16 protein-coding genes are annotated in these 24,178 nt (G+C 63.2%); 5 read left to right on the forward strand and 11 right to left on the reverse strand.

Annotated features, from left to right (window positions below):
• Positions 1-588: 588 nt before the first annotated feature.
• Positions 589-1,137 (reverse strand): DJ-1/PfpI/YhbO family deglycase/protease, encoded by a 549-nt coding sequence (locus ABCN07_RS01950; RefSeq protein WP_343005173.1) that lies wholly within the window; start codon positions 1,135-1,137, stop codon positions 589-591.
• 362 nt (positions 1,138-1,499) lie between these two features.
• Between ABCN07_RS01950 and ABCN07_RS01955 the strand changes: the two genes are divergently transcribed.
• The gene (locus tag ABCN07_RS01955) at positions 1,500-3,503 is read left to right on the forward strand and encodes a translation factor GTPase family protein (RefSeq protein ID WP_343005174.1); all 2,004 of its coding nucleotides are present in this window, start codon (positions 1,500-1,502) and stop codon (positions 3,501-3,503) included.
• 123 nt (positions 3,504-3,626) lie between these two features.
• Here ABCN07_RS01955 and ABCN07_RS01960 read toward each other — a convergent pair whose 3' ends face one another.
• The 3 genes from ABCN07_RS01960 to ABCN07_RS01970 all read right to left on the reverse strand — a co-directional run bounded on the left by ABCN07_RS01960 (position 3,627) and on the right by ABCN07_RS01970 (position 7,163).
• Positions 3,627-4,427: a U32 family peptidase gene (locus ABCN07_RS01960; protein WP_343005175.1), complete on the reverse strand. Its 801-nt coding sequence runs from the start codon at positions 4,425-4,427 to the stop codon at positions 3,627-3,629.
• Positions 4,411-5,679, reverse strand: a complete 1,269-nt coding sequence (locus tag ABCN07_RS01965) for a U32 family peptidase (RefSeq protein ID WP_343005176.1) — start codon at positions 5,677-5,679, stop codon at positions 4,411-4,413. The genes ABCN07_RS01960 and ABCN07_RS01965 overlap by 17 nt, the downstream gene beginning before the upstream one ends.
• A gap of 95 nt (positions 5,680-5,774) precedes the next feature.
• Entirely contained in the window at positions 5,775-7,163 is a 1,389-nt protein-coding gene (locus ABCN07_RS01970) for a transglutaminase-like domain-containing protein (RefSeq protein ID WP_343005177.1), read from the reverse strand.
• Positions 7,164-7,485: 322 nt separating this feature from the next.
• Here ABCN07_RS01970 and ABCN07_RS01975 point away from each other — a divergent pair, with 322 nt between their 5' ends.
• Together ABCN07_RS01975 and ABCN07_RS01980 are read left to right on the forward strand one after the other, a co-directional pair.
• A complete protein-coding gene (locus tag ABCN07_RS01975) occupies positions 7,486-11,265 on the forward strand; it encodes a phosphoribosylformylglycinamidine synthase (protein WP_343005178.1) in 3,780 nt (1,259 codons plus the stop codon).
• Positions 11,266-11,438: 173 nt separating this feature from the next.
• Positions 11,439-12,458 (forward strand): M42 family metallopeptidase, encoded by a 1,020-nt coding sequence (locus tag ABCN07_RS01980; protein WP_343005179.1) that lies wholly within the window; start codon positions 11,439-11,441, stop codon positions 12,456-12,458.
• Between the two features lie 185 nt (positions 12,459-12,643).
• Here ABCN07_RS01980 and ABCN07_RS01985 read toward each other — a convergent pair whose 3' ends face one another.
• From ABCN07_RS01985 to dcuC, 5 genes are all read right to left on the reverse strand, one after another.
• Positions 12,644-13,615, reverse strand: a complete 972-nt coding sequence (locus ABCN07_RS01985) for a 3-hydroxyacyl-CoA dehydrogenase family protein (RefSeq protein WP_343005180.1) — start codon at positions 13,613-13,615, stop codon at positions 12,644-12,646.
• 64 nt (positions 13,616-13,679) lie between these two features.
• Complete coding sequence (locus ABCN07_RS01990) at positions 13,680-14,240, reverse strand: DUF2798 domain-containing protein (RefSeq protein WP_343005181.1); 561 nt, start codon at positions 14,238-14,240, stop codon at positions 13,680-13,682.
• Positions 14,241-14,540: 300 nt separating this feature from the next.
• A complete protein-coding gene (locus ABCN07_RS01995) occupies positions 14,541-14,993 on the reverse strand; it encodes a DUF1893 domain-containing protein (protein ID WP_343005182.1) in 453 nt (150 codons plus the stop codon).
• Between the two features lie 187 nt (positions 14,994-15,180).
• Entirely contained in the window at positions 15,181-16,362 is a 1,182-nt protein-coding gene (locus ABCN07_RS02000) for a MalY/PatB family protein (protein ID WP_343005183.1), read from the reverse strand.
• A 94-nt stretch (positions 16,363-16,456) separates the two neighbouring features.
• Positions 16,457-17,824, reverse strand: a complete 1,368-nt coding sequence (gene dcuC, locus ABCN07_RS02005; protein WP_343005184.1) for a C4-dicarboxylate transporter DcuC — start codon at positions 17,822-17,824, stop codon at positions 16,457-16,459.
• Positions 17,825-18,054: 230 nt separating this feature from the next.
• Between dcuC and ABCN07_RS02010 the strand changes: the two genes are divergently transcribed.
• Complete coding sequence (locus ABCN07_RS02010) at positions 18,055-18,582, forward strand: helix-turn-helix domain-containing protein (protein WP_320680076.1); 528 nt, start codon at positions 18,055-18,057, stop codon at positions 18,580-18,582.
• A gap of 177 nt (positions 18,583-18,759) precedes the next feature.
• Here ABCN07_RS02010 and ABCN07_RS02015 read toward each other — a convergent pair whose 3' ends face one another.
• Together ABCN07_RS02015 and ABCN07_RS02020 are read right to left on the reverse strand one after the other, a co-directional pair.
• Entirely contained in the window at positions 18,760-22,068 is a 3,309-nt protein-coding gene (locus tag ABCN07_RS02015; RefSeq protein WP_343005185.1) for an FtsX-like permease family protein, read from the reverse strand.
• Positions 22,069-22,365: 297 nt separating this feature from the next.
• Complete coding sequence (locus ABCN07_RS02020) at positions 22,366-23,136, reverse strand: DUF3825 domain-containing protein (protein WP_343005186.1); 771 nt, start codon at positions 23,134-23,136, stop codon at positions 22,366-22,368.
• Positions 23,137-23,276: 140 nt separating this feature from the next.
• Here ABCN07_RS02020 and ABCN07_RS02025 point away from each other — a divergent pair, with 140 nt between their 5' ends.
• Positions 23,277-24,014 carry a DUF554 domain-containing protein gene (locus ABCN07_RS02025; RefSeq protein ID WP_343005187.1) on the forward strand — a complete coding sequence of 246 codons (738 nt, stop codon included), beginning with the start codon at positions 23,277-23,279 and terminating at the stop codon, positions 24,012-24,014.
• Positions 24,015-24,178 lie beyond the last annotated feature (164 nt).

A 24,178-nucleotide genomic window follows, 5' to 3' on the forward strand; every position in this document is an offset into this window, starting at 1 on the left:
AGGACCTCGGGGGCGTTCGGTTAACTGCGGGAGCGTGCCGTCAGCTCAATGTGTTCGGTTGGGATCGGAAATCAACCCACTAGATTCAGTCGCCAGAGCTAGGGCACTAGGTTCAGTCGCCAGAGCTAGGGCACAGCAATCTATCCGACGGGCACACCAACATAACGCGCGAGAATGACGCGCCGGCAGCCGCCAAGGGCAAGCTGCCGGCGCGTTTGCTTTATGCACCGGCCGCGCCATTTGACTCGAACAATGTGACGTATATGTCATATCTGCTGCTAATGACGTTGTTCTTGTGCTTGCTGGATATGACGTATATGTCATATCCGCAGCTAGATGTACTGGAAGTATTACCTACCTCTCAATATGACTTATATGTCATAAGGCCAGGTAGATAAATCCGTCTTCATGCAGCTATCGTTTGTTGTGAATATGACTTATATGCTATATCCGCAGCTCAGAAGCGCACAAAGGGGGCTGCCGCCCATCCGGACAGCAGCCCCATCAAAGTGGTCTTTGTTGACTCGTCGCTAGCAAGCTCCCACGAGGCACACCGCCGGCGGGCGAATCACCTCCGAGACTTGCGCCTTACGCCAGAGCGGCCTCAATGGCGGCGCAGAACGCCGGCAGGTCATCCGGGCAACGGCTCGTGATGAGCATCTGACCGTCAGAGTCATCGACGTGAGCCTCCTCGTCAACCCATACGAAACCGCCGTTCTCCATGTCAATGCGATTGAACTCGCAGCTGGTCACGGTCTTACCCTCGGCAACGCCGGAATTCACGAGCAGCCATGGGCCATGGCAGATGCACGCGACGACCTTCTTGGCCTCCATGAACTCGCGCATGATGCGGTGCGCCTCCGGGTTGATGCGCAGGCGATCCATGTTGACAGTGCCGCCAGGAACGATCAACACGTCATAGCCCTCAGCCCCAGTCTCCGCGAGCATCTTGTCAGGAACGATCTGCTGCGAGTCATAGCGATCGCCCGTCACGCAGTCAATCGGGTTCTGAGCTGCGGCGATATCAACCTCCGCACCGCGCTCGCGCAGGAACTCGACAGGCTGGAGAAGCTCGGGCTCCTCAGTGCCATAGCCCTCGACGATGACGAGAGCGCGCTTGCCAGTAAGATCTGCCATGGTATCCCCCTGTCCGGCGCCTAGGCGCCAACGCATACGTGCAATGGTGTAACGATACCCACGCAGAAGGGCCATCGAGCGTCGCACCCGCCAAATGGTTTGAGGGCATCGGCAAGGAGAAACCGGTATCGTGGGCAATCACGACCGTTGGCACTCGCGTAGGCAAGGCCGCTTTCCTCGCGAATGGGCAGCGCGTCAATATCGGCACGCAGGGCAACCGCAGGCCCGCTCGAACGGCACCATAGCCTCCGCGGTCTTTAGGCGCCCGGGACGGGACGGTAAGGCCGTCTCGTGTCTTGACCAAGACGCTCACCGGGGAGACGATTGCACCCACACACAAGCACTCAACGCTCGGGAGACCTATGAGGCAGACGGTTGTCGGCATATTGGCGCACGTCGACGCAGGTAAGACCACGCTCGCGGAAGCGATGCTGTTCGACGCGGGCACCATCCGCACCTGCGGTCGCGTCGACCGCGGCGACTCCCACCTCGACACTGACCTCATGGAGCGTGACCGTGGCATCACGATCTTCTCCTCCCAAGCGGCTCTCGAGCACGCAGGCACCGAGATCACGCTGGTGGACTCCCCCGGTCACGTCGATTTCTCCGCTGAGGCGGAGCGGACGCTCGCCGCCCTCGACCTCGCGGTGCTCGTCGTAGGCGCAAATGACGGCATCCAGGGTCACACCCGCACCCTCTGGCGTCTGCTTGAGCGTCACGGCATCCCCACCATCATCTTCGCGAACAAGGTAGACCTTTTGCCTGACGCGGGCTCTCTTGCCGAGAGAAACGCCCTGCTTGCGGCCCTGCGCGCAAGGCTCTCCGAGGGATGCCTCCCCATCGAGGAGCTAACCGGCGAAGCCGCTGTCATGACGGACGAGGCGGCGCTCGAGGAGTTTCTCGAGACAGGCGAGCTCAGCGACGCGACCACTCGACGCCTCTTCGCTGAGCGCCACGTCTTTCCGTGTCTGTTTGGCTCGGCCCTCAAGAACGAGGGCGTGGCCGAGCTTCTGGATGCTATCGCCAAGCTCGCGCCCGACCGCGCCTGGCCCGGCGAGTTCGCCGCTCGCGTGTATCGCGTAAGCCGCGGCGACCGCGGCGAGCGAATCGCCTGGCTCAAGATCACCGGCGGCGAGCTCCGCGCCCGCCAGCAGGTAGACGGTGCGACGGACGGCATCCCCTGGTCCGAAAAGATCAACGAACTCCGCATCTACACGGGGTCGCGCTTCGAACCCATATCAAATGTCTCCGCCGGCGGAGTCTGCGCCGTAACGGGCCTCTCGCACGTTCGCCCAGGCGATGCGCTGGGCGCCGAATCCGCGCCGGAGCGCCCCATCTTGGCGCCCGTCCTCACCTACGGCGTGCTCACGGGCGGCGCCGACATCCACACGGTACTCAGCGCCTTGCGAGAGCTTGCCGAGGAGGACCCCATGCTCGCCGTCTCCTGGGACGAGCACCTGCAGGAAATTCGCTTGAGGCTTATGGGGGCGGTCCAGCTCGAGGTCGTCCGCGACCTCATGACGCGTCGCTTTGGCCTCGATATCGACTTTGGCCCGGGCAGCATTCTGTACGAGGAGACCATCTCGAAGCCAGTCGTGGGCGTTGGCCACTTCGAGCCCCTGCGTCACTACGCCGAGGTTCATCTCCGCCTTGACCCGGCGCCGCGCGGCAGCGGCGTGACGTTTGGCTCCGAGTGCTCCGAGGATGACCTTGACCGCAACTGGCAGCGCCTAGTCCTCACGAACGCGCAGGAACGAGAACTCGTTGGCGTTCTCACCGGCGCGCCCGTGACTGACGTTCGCATTACCCTCGTTGGAGGCCGCGCGCACCTCAAGCACACCGAGGGCGGCGATTTCAGGCAAGCAACCTATCGCGCGATGCGACAGGCACTCATGACTGCCCGTGAGCTCGGAGAATGCATGCTGCTGGAGCCGTGGTACGCGTTTGAGCTCGAGCTGCCCACGGACAAGGTCGGCCGTGCGATGTCTGATCTCACGAGGATGTCCGCTCGCTTCGGCTCTCCCGAGCAGATGGGTGACGAGGCTCGGCTCACAGGCGAGGTTCCCGCGTCTGAGCTCGGCGACTACGCCTTACAGCTCGCCGAATACACGAGTGGCCAGGGAAGGATCTCTCTCGAGTTCTCCGGCTATGAGCCGTGTCACGACGCGGATCGCGTTATTGCGGAAGCGGGATATGACCCCGAGGCGGACCTTCCCAACACGCCGGATTCGGTCTTCTGCAGTCATGGCGCGGGGTATACCGTCAAGTGGCATGAGGTGCCAGAGCACGCTCATGTCGAGGTTGATCCGTCGCGACTGCGTCCCTGGCGCTCGGCGGCAGAGGTCATGGGCGAGGCGGGACGGTAGAAGGCGCGGCTCGGCACGGGAGCATCTCGGCATGGGGCATCTCGACACGGGGGTGCCTCGCCGCAGGGGGTGCCTCGCCGCAGGGGGTGCCTCGCCGCCTTGGAACGTTGTGCGGGAGGCTAGCTACTCGACGCCCGTTTGGGCAAGGCCATCGATGCCGCGCCGCTCCACATCCTCATCGGCAAGCGCGCGGCGAAGCCTCGCGAGCGCGTCGCAGGCCTCGTCCACACTCGTCGATGCGGCGTCGACGAGCAGACGGGCAACACCCGCCTCGGCAAGCTTGGCCGCATAGGGCACAAGATCGAGAGGCTCATCGAGGTAGATGCGAGAGCGACCGCAGGCATCCGTGCGTACGGGCAGGGCGCGCCCGTCGATGTTCACGAGCCAATGGGCCTCGCTCCGATGCGGACAATGCACATGGTCGCGGTCGCAGTCATAGGCGACCTGCAAGGCACAGTGCTCGCACGTCATGATGCGCGGACGGCCATAGACGGACACGCCAAGCGGCAAGGCATCGGCTCGTGCAAGCTCGCACGCCTCATCAAGCGAGAGCTCCGGAGACAGCCAGGCGAGCCGAGCACCAAGATCGCCAATAAGCCGCAGCGTAGACGTGTTGTGCACAGGGATACAGGAGCGCGTCTCGACAAGGGCGCCACACTCGCGAGCGAGGGCGAGCTCGGAGACGTTACCCACCGCCGCCGGCATCCCGACGCGCATCCACGGATCGATGCGGGCATGGTCTGCCTCGCGGCAAACCTCGTCCAGCACGGGGATGACGCCCTCCTCCGCCACACGGGCGAGAAGTTCAGGCGCGGACTGCACGTCAATAACGTCGAGGTAAATGCGGGTGGCACCAGCAGCGCGCACAGCGGGCGCATCATCAATGCTGCGCACGAGCGCGCAGAGCTCACAGTTCTTGCTCAAGCTCGCTCACCGCCTTTGCCGCCGCAAGCTCCAACGCCACGGATTTCGTGACTCGAGCGAGAACACCCGGCTCCATCGGCCTGGGGCAGAAGCACTCGATGACGTCTCCCGCTCGTGAGTCACACGGGACCTTGACCACGAGAAAGCGCCCGGGATCCCTCTGCGGTCTGAGCTCGATGGAGTCGCCCTCCCCCACGGGTGCGGTGAGGTGCACGCGCACGGTGCCGCGCAGCTGCTGGCCATCGCGCGGCTTGAAGCCGGGCTCGGGCTCGAACCCCACGACCTCGCCCACAAACAGGCCGCGGTTGCCGCTGCGCTCATAGCTCATGAGCTCGTTTCCCGAGGTGCCATGTAGATATGCGTCGGTGAGGCCACGGTTGAACGTGCGCTTGAGACGGGCCCGCGCAGAGCCAGGTACATCGGCGTTGACGGCGATCGCATCAAGCGCCGCTCGATATGCCGAGGTAACGGCCCAAACGTATGCCGCCGGCTTCATGCGTCCCTCGAGCTTGAAGGCAGAAACGCCCGCGTCAATCATGGGTCCCAAGTCATCAATCACGCAGTTGTCATGCGTGCAGAGCGGGCGTTCGCGATCCGGCACCTGAAGGCGCACGCCGCGCTCGTCCACAAGATCGAACGGCAAGCGACACGGCTGGGCGCAGAGGCCCCGATTGGGAGAGCGGCCCTCGCGAAGGAAGCTCGAAAGCATGCATATGCCCGAATAGCTGGGGCAAATTGCCCCGTGCGAGAAGACCTCGAGCTCCGCGTTCGTCTCCGCGGCAATGGCGGCAATCTCCGCCAGCGGCAGCTCGCGAGAGAGCGTCACGCGCGAGGCGCCAAGCTGCTCGCACAGGCGGACCCCACGGGCGTCATGCACGTTTGCCTGGGTCGAGACGTGAATCTCTGCCGCGGGGAACGCGCGATGCACCTCGGCAATAAAGCCCAGGTCCTGGATGATGAGGGCGTCAGCACCCGCGTCGAGCACACGACCCGCCGCGGCAACGGCGCCAGCGAGTTCCGCCTGCTTCACGACAACGTTCATCGTCACGTAGACGCGAACGCCGCGAGCGTGGGCGAAGTCGCATAGCCCCGCGAGCTCGCCAGGCCCGATACCTCCCGCACGGCGGCGGGCGTTGAGCTCGCCGGTAACGCCGCAATAGATCGCATCCGCCCCCGCCGCGACAGCAGCGAGGAACGCCTCGCGATCCCCCGCCGGCGCCAAGAGCTCCGCTATGTCATCCCTGGTTCTCATCCCAAACAAGTTGACAAAGGGACAGTCCCTTTGTCAACCCGCGCGCCGCCACCTGCAAAAGGGACAGTCCCTTTTTCAGGTTTCGCGCGAGGCCGCTAGCTCATGGAGACGAGGGTGGTTTGCCAGGTGAAGTCATGGAAGGTGAGCCCGCGGTCGCCGACGACCAGCTCGCCAACCTGGTTGTCATACGGGTCCGCGCGCAGAATGTCACACGCAGGCGTAAGCGGAGCCATGAACTGCGAGTTCGCGACCATGCGCCACGGGCCAAGGTTGCCAAAGTAGAAGCGACGGCGCGCTTCGTCGCCGTCGCGGCGGGCAGAGGAGCCGAACGAGCAATCGGCCCAGAGCCACCCAAGGCCCTCGATGAAGAACATCGCCCAGTCATGCGGCCCCACGTAATCGGGCGCCGCATAGAGGCCGCTCTGCCAGCGCGCGGGCACGCCGCCCAGGCGGCACAGCGTGATGAACGTGACGGCAAACACGCCGCAGTCGCCGCGAAGCGACTTCGCGCATGAGTCTGCGATGGGATCGAGCAGCAGGTACTCAGGCTGGAAACGATAGTCGACGTTGTTCGTCACGTAGTCATAGGCGGCACGCGCACGGCCAAGCGCGTCATCGGCGGGGATGGTCGCAAACAGGCGATCCGCAAGTTCGCGCAGGTAGGGCGTGAACGTAACGTGTGGCCGCTGCTCGGCGACATCCGCCACCTCGGGCGCGGGCGCGGAGGCAAAGCGCGCGTCCTTCTCGGCAGGAGCCGGCGCCTCGCACCAAAGGTCCACGTACGGCGCGCGAATCGTGTACTCGTAGTCCACGTAGAACTCACGCTCGCCGCACGTCTCCCAATAGGCCGTTCGCTGCGGCGCGTCGGTGGGCGCCACCTGGACGCCCGACATGGCATCTCGCAGCTGGATGTCGCAGATCTGCGGACACTTAGCGGGCAGGGGCAGCCAGCAGCGCACGGGCGTATCCGACGCCACGTCAACGTCCTCGCCCGCTGCGATGCTCGCGCGGATGCGGATGCGCCGCTCGGCGAAGCCCCTCTCGCGCATCTCATCGAGAACGGCAAGCTGCTCTGCGCGGTCCTGCACGGGACACGCGAGACCAGGCACGTCCTCGGGATACTTCCGCAGCGAGTCGACGAAGTTGTCGAGAAAGCGCTGCTCTCCCTCGACGAGACGCCAATCGATGCGCCGCGCGTCAACGAGGCGGTCGAGGTCGTCCTCGGAGAAATCCGGCCACTCCGCGCGCACCTGCTCGAGGGCCGCCTCTCGCGTCACGCAGAAGTCGAGCGGCGTACGCAGCATACGGGCGCGCTCGGCACGCAGGCAGGGCGCGAGCTCGGGGCGCGTTCCCGCACGCAGCTCGCCCTCGATGAGGCGGATGGCACGCTTGAGCTGTCCCGCGTCCTTGAGCCGCTGAATCTCCGGCGGAAGGCCGTCATCCAAGTGGCGGAAATCGTCATTCGTAGCCTCGAACTCGTTCATAGCGAAAGGCCTCCCTGAGCCGTCAACCCGCGAGCGACTCAAGCATAGCGCCAGGCAGCCCGAGCTCACGCACGCAACCTGAAAAAGGGACTGTCCCTTTTTCAGGTTGCGGCCCGCGCAGGGTTGACAAAGGGACTGTCCCTTTGTCAACTTGCGGCCAACACGCTGGGCGGTATCGCGGCATAATAAGGAGTTGTGCCAAAGGCCGCCCAGCTGTGCCGCGGCACGCGCGGCTCCAGGTCTGACCGCCTAGCCAGCCGCATTCACATCGCAAGGAAACCAAGCACCGCGAATCGGCCAAAAGCCGAGAAGGGCAGGATCAATGGTCTCTCGCATCTACGTTGAGAAGAAGCCGGGCTTCGACGTGGAGGCGCAGCAGCTCGCACAAGAGCTGCGCACCATCCTCGGTATCGGTGGCCTGACGAGCCTCCGCGTCATCAACCGCTATGACGTCGAGGGGGTCGATGAGGCCCTGTTCCAGCGCTGCGTCCCCATCGTCTTCAGCGAGCCGCAGGTCGACACCGCCACCGCCGAGCTCCCCGTCGAGGGCGTCGAGCTTGATGAGCGCGGCTTCGTCGCCTCCGCCCCGGCCGGCACCGCCGTCTTCGCCGTTGAGTACCTGCCCGGCCAGTTCGACCAGCGCGCGGATTCCGCCAGCGAGTGCGTCCAGCTCGTGAGCGCCGGCGAGCGCCCGGACGTTCGATCCGCCAAGGTCTACGTCCTCTCCGGCGAGCTCTCCGCCGCCGACGTCGACGCCATCAAACACTACGTGATCAACCCCGTCGAGGCCCGCGAGGCGACGCTCTCGACCAAGGCGACGCTCAAGATGGAGGTCGCCACCCCGGCCAACGTCGAGGTTCTCGACGCCTTCCTCGGTCTCGATGAGGCCGGTCTCGCCGCCTTCATCGCCAACCGCGGTCTCGCCATGGATCTCGCGGACATCAAGTTCTGCCAGGAGTACTTCGCCGGCGAGAAGCGCAACCCCACCATCACCGAGATTCGCGTCATCGACACCTACTGGTCTGATCACTGCCGCCACACCACCTTCGGCACGCAGCTCGAGAACGTCCAGATCGATGACGAGGTCGTCAAGGCTGCGTTCGACAAGTACCTCGAGGTCCGCCACGAGCTCGGCCGCGACGCCAAGCCCGTCTGCCTCATGGACATGGGCACCATCGGCGCCAAGTGGCTCAAGAAGCAGGGCATCCTCAAGAACCTCGACGAGTCCGAGGAGATCAACGCCTGCACCGTCAAGGTGAAGGTCGACGTCGACGGCGAGGACCAGGACTGGCTCTTCCTCTTCAAGAACGAGACCCACAACCACCCGACGGAGATCGAGCCCTTCGGTGGCGCCGCTACCTGCGTCGGCGGCGCGATCCGCGACCCGCTGTCCGGCCGCAGCTACGTCTACCAGGCCATGCGCGTCACCGGCGCCGCTGACCCGACGGTCCCCGTCTCCACCACCCGCGCCGGCAAGCTCCCGCAGCGCAAGCTCGTGACCACCGCCGCGGCCGGCTACTCCAGCTACGGCAACCAGATTGGCCTCGCCACCGGCCAGGTCTCCGAGCTCTACCACCCCGGCTACATGGCCAAGCGCATGGAGGTTGGCGCCGTCGTGGGCGCCACCCCCGCCTCCCACGTGCGCCGCGAGTGCCCCGCGCCCGGCGACAAGATCGTCCTTCTCGGCGGTCGCACCGGCCGTGACGGCATCGGCGGCGCCACCGGCAGCTCCAAGACCCAGAACGTCGAGAGCCTGGAGGAGTGCGGTGCCGAGGTCCAGAAGGGCAACGCCCCTGTCGAGCGCAAGCTCCAGCGCCTCTTCCGTCGCGGCGACGCCTGCCGTCTGATCAAGCGCTGCAATGACTTCGGCGCCGGCGGCGTCTCCGTCGCCGTGGGCGAGCTCGCCGATGGCCTCGACATCGACCTCGACCGCGTGACCAAGAAGTACGAGGGCCTCGACGGCACCGAGCTTGCCATCTCCGAGAGCCAGGAGCGCATGGCCGTGGCCCTTGCCGCCTCCGACGTCGACGAGTTTATGGGCTACGCCCGCGAGGAGAACCTCGAGGCCACCGTCATCGCCACCGTCACCGAGGACCCGCGCGTCCACATCACGTGGCGCGGCGACACCATCGTCGACCTCTCCCGCGAGTTCCTCGCCAGCAACGGCGCCCCGAAGCACATGGACGTCCACGTCCTGAAGGCAGAGCGCTGGGAGCCCGAGTGGGCAGGCGACACCCTCGCCGAACGCATGACCTCGCTCGTCCGCGACCTCAACGTCGCCTCCAACAAGGGCCTGTCCGAGCGCTTCGACTCCACCATCGGCGCCGCCACGGTCCTCATGCCCTTCGGCGGCAAGACCCAGCTCACCCCCACCTCCGCAATGGTCGCGAAGTTCCCCGTCGACGGCGAGACCACCACGGCCAGCGCCATGGCGTGGAGCTTCAACCCCTATCTGATGGAGAAGAACCAGTTCGCCGGCGCCTATCTCTCCGTCGTCGAGAGCATCTCCAAGCTCGTCGCCGCCGGCTTCTGCCACCGCGACGCCTACCTCTCCTTCCAGGAGTACTTCGAGCGTCTGCGCACCGAGCCCGAGCGCTGGGGCAAGCCCATGGCCGCCGTCCTCGGCGCCCTCATGGCCCAGATGGACCTTGGCGCTGGCGCCATCGGCGGCAAGGACTCGATGAGCGGCAGCTTCGAGGATGCCGAGGGCGAGCTCAACGTCCCGCCCACCCTCATCAGCTTCGCCGTCGCCGTGGGCAAGGCCGCTCGCGCCACCTCGCCTGAGTTCAAGGCCAGCGGCCACCGCGTTATCTGCGTCGAGCCCGCCGAGTACGGTGACGACTACCGTCCGAACGCCACCGGCCTGCTCGAGACCTTCGACGTCATCGAGAAGCTCGTGGGCGACGGCGCCGCGCTCGCCATCTCCACGCCTGGCTATGGCGGCGAGGCCGAGGCCCTGTTCAAGATGTGCGTCGGCAACCAGCTTGGCGTCGGCCTCGTCGAGGACGTCCCCGCCGACAGCCTGTTCGACCCGGCCTACGGCAGCTTCCTCGTGGAGCTCGCCGACGGCGTCGAGCTGCCCGCCTCGACCGACAACGTCTCCGTCGAGCTCCTCGGCACCACGACTGACGCCTACGAGTTCGTTGCCGCCGGCGAGACCTGCGACCTCGCGACCCTCCAGGAGGCTTGGGAGAGCGGCATCGAGGGCGTGTTCCCCTACCGCACCAAGGGCGAGGCCGAGAAGGTCGACGCAATCGACTACCAGGCCAAGGACGTCCACGTCTTCAGTGGCGCCAAGCTCGGTCGCCCGCGCGTGACCATCCCCGTCTTCCCGGGTAACAACTGCGAGTACGACTCCGCCCGCGCCTTCACCGCCGCCGGTGCCGACGCCGACGTCTTCGTCATCAACAACCTCACGCCCGCCGCTGTTGCAGAGAGCACCCACGAGCTCGCCGAGCGCATCCGCAAGAGCCAGATCGTCATGATCCCGGGTGGCTTCTCCGGCGGCGACGAGCCCGATGGCTCCGCCAAGTTCATCACGGCCTTCTTCCGCGCCCCCGAGGTCACCGAGGCGGTTCGCGACCTGCTCCAGCAGCGCGATGGCCTCATGCTCGGCATCTGCAACGGCTTCCAGGCCCTCATCAAGCTTGGCCTCGTTCCCTACGGCGACATCGTCGACGCCACGCCCGAGGCGCCCACGCTGACGTTCAACACCATCGGCCGCCACCAGAGCCGCCTCGTGCGCACCCGCGTCGCAAGCAACCTTTCGCCGTGGCTCGCCCAGTGCGAGCAGGGCAGCGACTACACCGTCGCCATCTCCCATGGTGAGGGCCGCTTCGTCGCCAGCGACGAGGTTCTCGCCCAGCTCATTGCCAACGGCCAGATTGCCACGCAGTACGTCGACGAAGCCGGCGTCCCAAGCATGGACCTCGACGTAAACCCCAACGGCTCCATCGCCTGCGTCGAGGGCATCACCAGCCCCGACGGCCGCGTCTTCGGCAAGATGGGCCACGTCGAGCGCCGCGGCGACGGCCTCTACGTCAACGTGCCGGGCAACAAGTTCATGCCCGTCTTCGAGAGCGGCGTGAAGTACTTCATGTAGCCCGCAAAAGTTGACAAAGGGACTGTCCCTTTGTCAACTTTGCCAACCAGGCGCCCCGGCTCCCTTGCGAGCCGGGGCGCTTTTTGTGCGCCGCCGCTCGAGCCGCGGCGTCGTTCGCCCCGCGTCTGACAGATAATGGAGGACAAGCAACAGCCACGACCACGGAGCAAACCTTGGATTCCAACCTCAGCTACATCGCGGAGCGCCTCACGGAGCTCACCGCCATCCCCAGCCCCACCGGCTACACCAAGCATGCAACGGACTACCTCGTGAAGACCCTCACCGAGCTCGGCTTTTCGCCCGAGGTCTCCAACAAGGGCAACGTGCTCGTCCAGCTGGGTGGCGAGGGCAACCCCCTCGTGCTCGCCAGCCACATCGACACGCTCGGCGCCATGATCCGCTCCATCAAGGACAACGGCCGCCTGCGCCCCACGACCCTCGGCGGCCACCAGTGGCGCACCGCGGACGGTGAGAACTGCACCGTCCACACGCGCGACGGCCGCACCTACACCGGCGTCGTCCTCAACACCGAGCCCTCCGCCCACGTCGCCGACGACAAGGTCGAGCAGGTCGAGAAGAACATGGAGATCCTCCTCGACGAGAACGTAACCACGAAGGACGAGGTCCTGGCTCTGGGTATTCAGACAGGTGACATCATCGCCATGGACCCTCGCACCACGGTCACGGAGAGCGGCTACATCAAGAGCCGCTTCCTGGATGACAAGCTCTCCGCCTCAATCCTCATCGGTTTCGCCCGCGCCGTCGCCGCCGGCGAGATCACGCTCGGCCGCAAGGTCTCTCTGCTGTTCACGGTCTACGAGGAGGTCGGCCACGGCGGCAGCGTTGTGCCGGAGGATACCCGCGACATGATCAGCGTCGACATGGGCTGCGTAGGTGCGGACCTCGGCTGCACCGAGCGTATGGTTTCGATCTGCGCCAAGGACTCGGGCGGCCCGTACAACTATGACGTCGTGAGCGACCTCGCGGCGGCGGCCAAGGTAGCCGGCCTCGACTACGCGATCGACGTCTACCCGCACTACGGCTCTGATGTCGAGGCCACGCTCACGGCCGGCTTCGACATCCGACACGGCCTCATCGGCCCTGGCGTCTACGCCTCGCACAACTACGAGCGCTCCCACATGGACGGCGTCCGCAACACCTTCGAGCTTCTCCGCGCCTACGTCGCGCTGTAGGTCGAACTACTCCGCGCCTACGTCGCGCTGTAGAGACGCCAAAGCCCGCTAGACGCAAAAGCGCGCCCGCACGGTCAACGTGCAGGCGCGCTTTTTGTAAGAACAGGAATTGGCGGGCAATCGCCCCGAGCCCAATCTCACAGCAAGAGGGCGAGCCAGATCGTCAGGCTCGCCCCCCGTCCTCGTTACAGCTTCTTGTGGAGCTTCAGCAGCTCGATAAGCATATGGTCGCGGTACTCCGCTAGGCTCTCGGGCGTATTACCCGTCTCCGCGGGACGCGCGGCAAGCTCGGCGTTCACGCCGTCCTGTACCACCTGCGCAAACTCGGGCGGGAAGCTCTTCCAGTCCGCCATGTCCTCAAGCCACAGGTTGATCGAGTCATTGAGGTGATTCATGAGGCCGGACACGCCACCCTTGCCGCCGCCCAGCTCAAACACGAGAGACGGCCCCATGATGCCCCAGCGAATGCCCGGGCCAAAGGTCACCGCCTTGTCAGCGTCCTCGACGCTGCACACGCCGGAAAGCACGAGGTTCGCCACCTCGCGGTACAGTGCCATCTGAAGCCTGTTGCAAATAAAGCCGAGGGCCTCCTTCTGCAGCACGACCGGCTCCATACCAATAGCCGTATAGAACGCCTTGGCACGTTCGACGGTCTCCTCGCTGGTCTTCTCGCCCTTCGTGATCTCCACGAGCGGGATGAGATGAGGCGGATTGTAGGGGTGGCCGCCACAGAAGCGCTCCGGATGCTTGGCGTTCTTGGCGATCTCGGTCACGAGCAGGCCAGACGTCGAGCTCGCGATGATGGCGTCCGGCTCTGCCGCCTCCTCGATCTCCTTCACGAGCTCCCATTTGACCTCATAGTGCTCAGCCGAGGACTCCTGGATGAACTGCGCTCCCGCGACCGCCTCGGCAATGGAGGTGGTGTAGTGGATACGCTCCGCGATTGCCGCCGACTCTTCCTCCGTATAGACGCCATTCTTCACGAGGGACTCCAGCGAAGCCGCCACACGCTCGCGCGCGAGCTCGCTCGACTCCTCCGTACGGTTCTGCGCCCACACGTCAAGCCCAGCCATCGCAAACTTAAGCGCGTAGCTATACCCGATGACGCCGGCACCGACCGACGCCACCTTCTTAATCTGGATGCCGTCAATCTCCATGCAATGCCTCCCAGCCGAGGAAACGCGGGTCTCGTAAGCCCGCCTCCCCTGAGTATAGGTCTGGCTACACCGCCTCGGCTGCGAAGACATCCGCCTCGTCCTCGCCGCCAATGACCCCGAGGTCCGCCAGCTCGACCGGCTCCTCAAGCACGGTCCCCACGGGAAACGCGCGACGGAACACAAAGCGTGCGAAGGGGCCAGCGACGAGGAGGTTCCACGGCAGGGCCATCACGAAGTTCCAGGGGATGTTCGCGATCCAGGCCATGGGGACAATGGCGAGCGTACCGGCATGGAAGGCCCCCTCAAAGGCGCCGTAGAGCGACATGATGATCACCATCGGGACGACCATGCAGCTGGAGACCGCGAGCGTCATAGCGCGAGGAGAGCTCTTGCCCGGGGTCACGAGATACTTGAACGCGAAGCCCTTGGCGAGCGGGCCTGCGACGAACACGTCGCACAGCATCGCGAAGATGTAGGCGGGCGGGAAGCCGACCCACGCGTCGACAATCACGTCAATCCCAACGTGTCCGTACATGCGCGCGACGTTGTAGATGGACATCCAAAGCACCATGCAGAAGCACATGATGACGGTGAAAATCAGGCTCTCTCGCTTGTTGGTAGGCATATGCGGGCGATTCCTCTCCGTTTGTCTCCGCAGGCTGTGCCTGCGGCGGTAGCCGCGCCAACAAAAAACGGGCGAGATGACGATGAACATCATCTCGCCCGTCTGCGTATGCATGGCTGCGACTACATTCTCTGTTTGCCCGGCTACTCTAGCACGAAACGCCGTCCCTTCGTAAGCGTTAAGTTTGTGGAGACACCCAGACAAGCGGGCGCAGCCCGAGAGGCGCACGCGGCGCGAACGAAGCCGCAGGTCAGGCGTGAGCCATCAAAGCACGCGGAAATTAGCCGAAGAAGGAGTGCCCTACTTGGCCCAGGGCACGCTGCAGCTCGGGTTCTCCTCGGAGGAGAACTTCTTCTCGAGGAAGGCCCACATCTCCTCCGCGGTCTCCATCTCAGAGAGGGCAGCCTCGACAGGGCAGACCTTCGAGGGGTCCTTCGAGGACTTCACGAGCTCAATGTCCTCCTCGGCATAGAACTCGACGCCGGCAGCCTCGAGGAAACGACGGCCCGGCTTGGAGAGCTGGCGGCATGCGTACCTCTTCACGCCAAGCTTGCTGCCCACGGTCGAAAGCGCGGCGCCAAGCTGAGTGGCCACGAGGGCGTACGCGTCGGGAACCTCGTTGGCGAGCATCGCCTTGACGATGGTGCCAGCCGGGCTCTTCTGAGCGCTCCAAACGACCTCGCCGGCCTCGGAGACAAGCGCGACAAGCGCGCCATCAGCGGTGCCGATCTCAAGCAGTTCTTCGTTGGTCATCGTATGACCCTCCTATCGCACTGACATACGAGGCGCAAACCCCGCTCTTCTCTGCCGCACTTCTACCCGCATAGTTTCGTTACTAAACGGATGAGACCAAGCAGAAGCGGGGTGGAACGGATTTCTCCGCCCCACCCCGCTGTCAGCTACTTAGTGCAGCTTGGCTTTAGTCGCTTGCGCGCAAGAACTAGGCGCGAGCCTTGACGGCAGCCTCGATGCGCTTAGCGCCCTCCATAACCATGGAGCGCGGAGCGGCGAAGTTGAAGCGCATGAAGCCGAAGCCCTCCTTGGCGCCGAAGGTGGTGCCGTCGTTCAGCAGGACCTTAGCGTCGTTGAACATGAAGTCCTTGAGCTCCTGCTGGGTCTCGAAGCCGAGGCCGCGGCAGTCGAGCCAGCTCATGAAGGTGGCCTCGGGCTTGATGGCGGTGATGCCCGGGACGTTCTCGTTGATGTAGTCAACGAACATGTCGCGGGTGCCGTTGAGGTAAGCGAGGCACTGATCAGCGTAGTCGTCGCACTGGCCGAAGCAGACCTCGAGGGCGATGTTGCCGAAGATGTTGCGGCCCATGCCCTTGGCGTAAGCCTGCTGGTTCATCATGCGGCGGTAGATCTTCTCGTTGTGCGTGAACCAAGCGGCGGTGCGGAAGGCAGCGATGTTGAAGGTCTTGGCCGGGTTGACGAAGGTGACGGAGTGGTTGGCGAACTCCTCGGAGATGGAGCAGAAGGGGATGAACTCGCCGCCGTCGAAGACGATGTCAGCGTGGATCTCGTCGATGCCGACCATAACGTCGTTGGCGATGCAGAGCTCGCCCATGCGAGTGAGCTCCTCGCGGGTGAAGTTGCGGCCGGTCGGGTTCTGCGGGTTGCAGATGAACATGATCTTGAGGGCGGGATCCTTGAGCTTCTTCTCGAGGTCCTCCCAGTCGATCTCGTAGCGACCGTCGATGAGCTTCATCTCGTTGTAGACGAGCTGACGGCCGTTGTTCTTGATGAGGCCGTGGAACGGCGGGTAAACCGGGGTCTGGAGGAGGACCTTATCGCCGACGGCGGAGAACTCCTTGACGACCCAGATCATGGCCATGATGACGTTCGGCGAGAAGTCGATGTAGTCGGGGTTCAGCACGGTGTTGTGACGAACCTTGTACCAACGAGCGACGGCGTTCTCGAAAGCGGTGTCGATGTAGGGGTAGCCGTAGTGGGGCATGTCGACGCGCTTGTGGAGGGCCTCGGTGAGCTCAACCGGGCTCTGGAACTCGGAGTCAGCGATCCAGAAGGGGAGGACGTCGTCCGGGCAGAGGGACGGGTCGAACTTCTTGGCGTCGGTGCCGCGGCGATCAACGCCCTTATCGAAATCGTAAACGTGGCTCATGATTTGCTCCATTTCTTTCTGAGTTAGAACGGACTGCAAAACAACGCATTACCTAAATAGTGCTGGTGGTTAGGCCGGGCAAATTGCGAATGGCCTAGAAGAACAGGGTCCAGCCGTAGCCGATGATGACGTTCAGCAGGAACATGGTGATGCAGGGGATCATGCAGCTCTTGGAGAGATCCTGCAGGTCGATGCCGCCCATACCAGCGGTGGCGATGATGACACCGGCGACGGGGGACATGGAGCGGCCCATAGCGGTGGCGAGCTGCATCGGGACGGCGATGCTCTGGGTGGTCATGCCCATGGTGGCGCACATATCCGGGACGAGCGGGCCGAAGGCGTACCAAGAGGCGTTGCCGGAGCCGAGGATGAAGGCACCGAAGAACGTGATGAAGGACATGCAGAGGACGACGATGATCGGGGCACCGTTGGCCTCGGCGAGGAGGCCGGAGACGACCGTCAGGCCACCGAGGAGCTTGATGCCCTCAGCGAAGATGGCGGCGGCAGAGAGGATGGAGACGACGCGAGCGAAGGCGCCACCCATCTCCTTCATGACGAAGCTCATGTCGTCGGTGACGGCCTTGTCGCGCTTACGGACAAGCTCGATGAGGAAGACGACGAGCAGGCAGAGCAGGTTCGCGACAGCGACGTCCATCTTGATGGGGCTGAAGGCGCAGGCAATGATGATGACGAGCGGGGCAACCGGGAAGATGGAGTACCAAACCGGGCAGTCAGAATCCTTGACGGCCTCGTGCTGAAGCTCCTGGACACCCTCGGCAGCGGCGGCCTTCTTGTCGCAGTGGTTGAGCCACATGGGAAGAAGGATGGCGGCGATGACGGACAGGATGACGCCAACGGGGAGCTGCCACTGCATGAAGTAGTCAATCATCGGGATGCCGACGACCTTCTCAGCGGCGAAGATGGCGGAGGAGTCGTTGGGGCCCCAGTCAAGGAAGCTGCCCATGACGACGGCGGTGCACGCGGAGAGCGGGCTGATGCCAAGGGAGATCATGATCGGGAAGGCGATGGACATAAGGAGCATCGCGTGGCCGGAAGCGCTGGGGATAACGAGCTTAAGAGCGCAGCCGATGAGGAACAGGAAGCTCAGAACGATGTAGGGGTTCTTGATGCCACCGAGGGGCTTGGTGGCGAGGAAGGCCAGCTTGGTGGAGGCACCGATGTGCGTCATGTACATCGCGTAGCCGGTGACCATCATAAGCGTGAGGCCGACGCCGCTCATGTTCTTGGAGAAGCAGTTCTTCGCGAACACGACGCAGTCGAGGAGGATGTTACCGGTGGTGTCCTCACCGAGGACGGAGGTGCCGGTGAAGGCAGAGTAGGCCATGAGGACGGCGATGCCGGACATCATGAAGATGAAGACGGAGTTGACCTTCTTCAGGACGCAACGCACGACGAACGCGATGTAAATCAGCGTCAGAAGAACAGAGATTGCAGGACTCATCGACTCACTTCCTCTTTTCTTTGAGGTTATAGAACGACGGATGCGAACTGGCTTGCCATGGCGTTGTTTAGCATCTACATCGCCGAAGTTTAGACGCTAACTTGCGTTGTTTTACGCTTAAACTATGAACGGTAGTTTATCGGCCGCGAACGGTATCGCCATTCCCCTATTAATACTGTATGTTTTAGTAGTAAACTTGTTCGATTACCTCGAATGAAGGGAGGTTGCATATGACGCAGCCAGTACCCAATGACGGCATTCGTCACCCCATTGACGACGTCACGGCATGTGACATCCTCCATCAGATGTCTTCTTTCTATTCCGGAACGAAGAAGCCCCATGACTACGGCACCGGCGAGGCATACACCGCCTGGGAGACCCACGTCATCAAGTACATCGCCGATCACCCGGGCGTCACGCTCACCGACATGGCGCTCGCATTTGGCAAGACCAAGGGCGCGTTCTCCCAAATCGTGAACAGACTCGTCGCGCGCGGCCTTATCGTCAAGAACAAAGCGGAGGGTATGGACAACCGCCAGTTCCTCGAGCTGAGCGAGAAGGGCCTCGAGCTCAACGCCGCGCATGAGCACTATGATGCGATTCACTTTGGCGAGTCGATGTCCATCGTGAGGTCTCAGTACACGGACGAGGAGGTTGACCAGGCCTTTACGGTTCTGCTGTGCTGGCTCAACGCGCGTCGCGCTATCCACAAGAAGCGCATCGAGCAGCAGAGGGCTTCTGGCAACGACTCCTTCTAGGGATTGCAAGGCGGCAGGCCGCGCAAGATGTGCGCCGGTTCCAATGCCAACCTCTTCGCGCACATATCTTCGCGCACATATATTGTTTGCACGCACTACTACGTGGCCGGCAGGGGACGCTCCCCTGCCGGTCCTTTTCGTCCTGGATCTGTAGCTAACCGCGATTCTCGTTTCCGCCTAGTCCACGCTCTTGAGCGCCTCGAGCATGTCGACGCGGCGCAGGTACCGGTTGACGACAGCATACATCGCCGCAACCACGAGCACGATGACGACCGTCGACACCACGAACGGGAGCCACCCGCAAGCAGGATCGAACATCACGTTCTCCGGCGGCATGGCGGCGATGATGTACTGCTGCAGCATCCAGCCGAGTAGCCAGCCAACCGGCAGCGCGAGACACGAGTTGATGATCGTCTCGCGATAGATGTACATCGTGACCTCGCGTGGATAGAACCCAAGGACCTTGATCGTGGATAGCTCGCGGATGCGCTCGGCCACGTTGATGGTCACGAGGTTATAGACGATTACCACCGCCAACAGCACCGCCACCACGATAAGCACGCCCATAATCATGTTGAGGGACTTCACCACGACGTTGATCTGGTCGATAAGCGCCGCACTCTGCACACACCCCATCACGCCCGAAAGGCTCATGAAGCGCGCCGCCTCGGAGCGAATCGCCGTCGTGCCGTCATCCGTCAGGTTCACGACAAAGGCATTCGTCTCCAAGGGCTTGCCGAAGCAGTTCTGGTAGGCCTCCGCACTCATGAACATGAAGTGCTCCATGTACATCTCGCAGATGCCAGCCACACGCACGCTGCACTCGCGGCCATCCGCGTCCTTGAACGTGAGGGTATCCCCTACGCGCAGGCCAATGAGGTTCGCGAGGCGCTCGGAAATCACGGCGCCGTCCGGGGAAAGCTCGAGCGTCCTACCGGTCGAGCGCTCGCGAATGCGCAGATAACCAGCAAAAGCGCTCGCGTCCTCCGGGACAAGGAGATTGATCTTCTGGTCATCGCCCTTGGCGCCACCCCGCTTGGTCACGCTTTCGTAGCGCACAGGCAGGTGGCTGGCGACGGCACCGGAGGCGAGCTCGGCATCTATCCCCGCGCGCTCATCCTCACTCACGTGGCTATTCTCGGCAACGATTAAGTCATAGCCGATGATGTCGCCAAACTGAGCCTCGGCAAGGCCGTTGATGGAGTTGCGAACGGCAAAGCCGCAGAACATGAGACATACGGCGCCCGCCACGCCAATGACGGTCATGAGCATGCGCTTCTTGTAGCGAAGGAGGTTTCTGCAGGTGACCTTCTGCGTAAAGTTGAGACGATTCCACACCAGTGAGACGCGCTCGAGGATGACCTTCGAGCCGGCGGCCGGAGCTTTGGGGAGAAGGAGCTGGGCGGGTTTCTCCGCTAGGCTTCGCTTGGCCACCGCTGCCGCCGGGCCAACCGAGACGGCCAGGGCCAGCGCAAAGGCAGCCGCGCTCACCAGCGGGTGGAAGTGCATCTCGATGGGTGGCAGCACGAACTTCGAACCATAGGCGCTAAAGACGATGAATGGCATCAGCGTATGGCCGAGTGCGATGCCGACAAGCGCGCCAATGCCTCCCGCCGTAGCCCCATAGACCACAAACTTAAGCATGACGTCGCGGTCACGGTACCCCAAGGCCTTGAGGGTGCCGGAGTTCACGCGTTCCTCATCCACCATGCGAGTCATCGTGGTCGATGCCACGAGTGCCGCCACCAGGTAGAGAAAGTAGGGAAAGACGTCCGCGAGAGAATCGACGATCTCGCTCACGCTGCTGTAGGTCTTATAGCCTTCTGAGCCCGGGGTTTCTCGACGCGAGTCGACGGCGTAAGCCGGTTGGTCGATGGAATCTCGTTGCTCGCGCGCATCGACGAGGGAGGCTTCGCCATCGGCGATCTCATGCTCGGCATCGGGCAAGGCGTCGTTGTACTCCGCGAGAGCGGATTCGTACTCGGAGCGCTTTTGGGCAAGCGTACCCGCCGCCTCGTCATACGCGGCGCGGCCCCGCTGATAGGCAGCAAGTCCCTCGTTGTACTCGGCCATGCCGGCGTCATAGGTGGCCTTGCCGGCAGCGTACTCAGCCTGGCTTGCGGATAGCTTCTCGGCGTTTGCGTCAATCTGCGCGGAGACGGCATCGAGTTCCTGCTGCTTGGCGGCAAACTCCGCCTGACCGTTCGCGACTTGCTGGTCAAGAGCCACCTGAGCCGCGGAAAGCTGCTGCTCAGCGGCATCGAGCTGTGCCGACTGCTGGACGTAGCTCGCGTCGTCGATGAGGCCGGCGGCGTGCGCCAGCTCGAGCTGATCCCTCTTTTGCGCAACGTCCGCACGCTGGGCATCAATCTGCGCCTGCACCTGAGCCGTTTGCTGCTCCGCTGCCACCTTGGCGTCATCGAGAGCCTGGACGGACGCCGCGTATTGGGAGTGCGCCTCGGCAAGCTGCCGCTCTCCTTCGTCTAGCTGGGCGCGGGCATCTGCAAGACGATCGCGGGAAGCGAAAAGCGTTTCGCGCGCACCCGCCAGCCGCGCGGCAGCTGCCTCAAGCTGTGACCAAGTGTCATCGAGGGTCACTTGTCCATCTGCGAGTCTCGCGGCAGCATCATCTAGCGCTGCTTTGGCATCGGAGAGCTGCTGACGAGCGCTGTCGAGGGTCGCCTGGCCGTCAGCGATCTTGTCATCGAACTCCGCGCGTACCGCAGCAAGACGGCGCTGCGGTGCGTGTGCGAGCACGGTGGCAAGCTCCTCCTTATGAGCCGAGACGCGTGCGAGATACTCCGCGCCATACGGGTCAAGGCCCTCGGTGTCATCAAACGTAAGGCGCGCAACCATGCGATAGCCCGCATTGAAGACGTCGGGCGTTACCACGGCATATCCCGTAAGGTCGCCCGTTCCCACCATTGTCTTGCCCTTGTTCACGCTCGCGATGATCTCCGTCGAGCTCACATGTCCCACAACGCGGAAATGCGTCTGCGTCAGCACCGTGCTGCCACCCATGCCGGCCTTTTCGACCAGGTCGATCATCGAGCCGAGCGGAAAACGATCCGCGAGGAAGGAGTCGACGGCTATTTCGTCAGGAGCCAAAGGCATGCGACCGTCAACGATCTCAAACTGACTTACGCGCTCAGGGACCGACTCGAGTCGAATGGAGTCATTGGTGTCCGCAATCGTAACGTCCTTGAGGTAGCCGAACTCGACCTCGCGAATGCCGGGAGTCGCTTTGACATCCGCCTGGTCATCGGCGTCAAGGCCAAGGTCGCCAATAACGGTAACGTCTGCCATGTCGTAGCGGTCGAAGAATCGGGCGGAAGTCGCGCGCATATCCGGACCCGCAACCTTGAGGCCCACGAGAGCGAAAGAGCCCAGGGCGATAAGGCAAACGATGGAGCAGAAGCGCCCCTTTGACTTCTTGAACGTGGCGAGGACGTCACGCCAAAGCATGGTCTTCTTTACGCGTGCCATGACGCCCTCTCCCGTACTAGGCCCGGCCACCTGCGGTTATTGTATCCATTCGATCGAATGGGATTACATAAGTCTGCCTGATAAGCCAACCAGCATGGCCCAGGCCGTCACCTGCCCGAAGAGGCGAACGGTAACTACTGGCGAAGCGGGGCACACGCGGCGTTCGCACGCAACGCAAAGCGCACAACATGGCTCTTGGTCATCAAGCGGCATCGTTTCAGGGCGTCAAACCCGGTTAAAAACAGGTGGGGCGCGGTTTTGCCGCGTCCCACCTGACACACGCTCAGTTTCCTGGCCCTACTTTGCCAGCCAACTCGCCATCGGACGGCAAATCTGACGCGCATTGTTGTATGCCATATCGAGCGTAAGACACGTTCGCGCAGAATAGAACCCGTCCTCACGACAGATAGTCAGTGCGAGCTCCGGCTGGTTACCCGTAAGGCGAAGTGGCAGAAGCAGCTGGATGCGCCCGTTGTAGTACTGCGGCACCGCAATGGTGTAGTTCGCAGCCGCGCGACGCTCGGCCTCCGCAACGGCGCCCTCAAAGGCCCGGCGCAGTAAGCACTCGTTTTCCTCGCCACGAAGTTGTTCCGGGATGCGAGCCAAGTTGTTCTCATCGCCCAAAATATGATCGATATTCGGACGAACCCGCAGGTGGAAATCATAAATGAGGTCTGCGGGGTTATCAGTGTAATGAACGCGGGCAGGAAGCACGTCAACCTCTGACAGCGCCAAGTCGCTCGACTTAAAGAAGCCCTTGAGGAACCATGGCTGGGCACCCGGGCGATTGTTGGGCTGGAACAATGCGTATATCGCCTCGAAGCGCGGCGTGAAAAGCCCCGTATTGAAACAGGCGAAATCGCCATCCGACACGATGAAGGACTTCCCTCTCCCCTCTTCATCGACACGTTCCTGCAGGTACGCGGCACGACGGTACGTGAAGTCGATGTAGTTGAGCAATATCCTGTTATCCGGGCCCCAATCCTCGGGGTCAGCCAGATCTGCCAGGTATTGGTAGCAGGGATAAGGACAGAAGGCGAAGTCGACAATCCTGTCAGGGTAGACCATGTGTCCTCCGTTTCTCGGGTTTGAGGCTACTATACGCGCCATCCATACCGCACGCATCGCAAGAATCGAGGCGCGAGCGCAGATGCCGCTTGTCGGCCGCCTGTATACTAAAGGACCGCGCAAACCAGTTAAGGAGCCCAATGCCCGGCCTCGGTACCCTCATCAACGTCACCCTGATCATTATCGGCGGGCTCATCGGCCTCGCCGCCAGCTCGCTCGTCACGGAGCGCCTGCAAGACGCGCTTCTCCGCGCATGCGGCGCGTGCATCGTATTCGTTGGCATCGCAGGCACGCTCCAGCACATGCTCGTCGCCACCGTTGCGGAAGACGGAACCGTTCTCCTCTCCACGACGGGCACGATGATGCTTGTCGTGTCGATGGCGCTCGGTACGGTCATCGGCGAGGTCATCGACATCGACGCTCGCTTCGATGACCTCGGAAAATGGCTGCGCGACCACACTGGCAGCTCCGGCGACCCCCGCTTCGTCGACGGCTTCGTCACCGCATCGCTCACCCTCTCGGTCGGCGCGATGGCCATTGTGGGTTCCATCCAAGACGGCCTTGCGGGCGATTGGTCCGCCCTCGCGCTCAAAGGTTCCATCGACGCGATCATCGTCTGCACGATGGCGGCGTCTATGGGCAGGGGCTGCATCTTCTCCGCGCTCTCGGTTGGCGTTTTCCAGGGACTCGTCACGGCACTCGCCACGCTTATCGCCCCGGTCCTGTCCGATGCGGCGCTCGCCAACCTCACCCTCGTAGGCTCAGTCCTCATCTTCTGCGTAGGGATCAACCTCATCTGGCCTCGTACCTTCAAGCCGGCAAACATGCTGCCTGCTGTGGTCATCGCCGCCGTATGCGCGGGGCTCCCCTGGTTCTAAGCTCAAGCGGTCCAAAGCCCGGCTCCAGCCCGCAGCCTGGTTCTGGCGCGCGGCCTGGTTCTTGCCCAAGGCCTGGATTCCATCGTGCTGCCCGGGAGAAGCTAGTCAAACAGATGTTCGCAATCAGTGCTATCATAGGCGTCCCTAAGGCTGGCTCGGGAGGG

The organism is Collinsella sp. 1033st1_E11_1033SCRN_220408, from assembly GCF_039062465.1.
Classification (GTDB): domain Bacteria; phylum Actinomycetota; class Coriobacteriia; order Coriobacteriales; family Atopobiaceae; genus Parolsenella.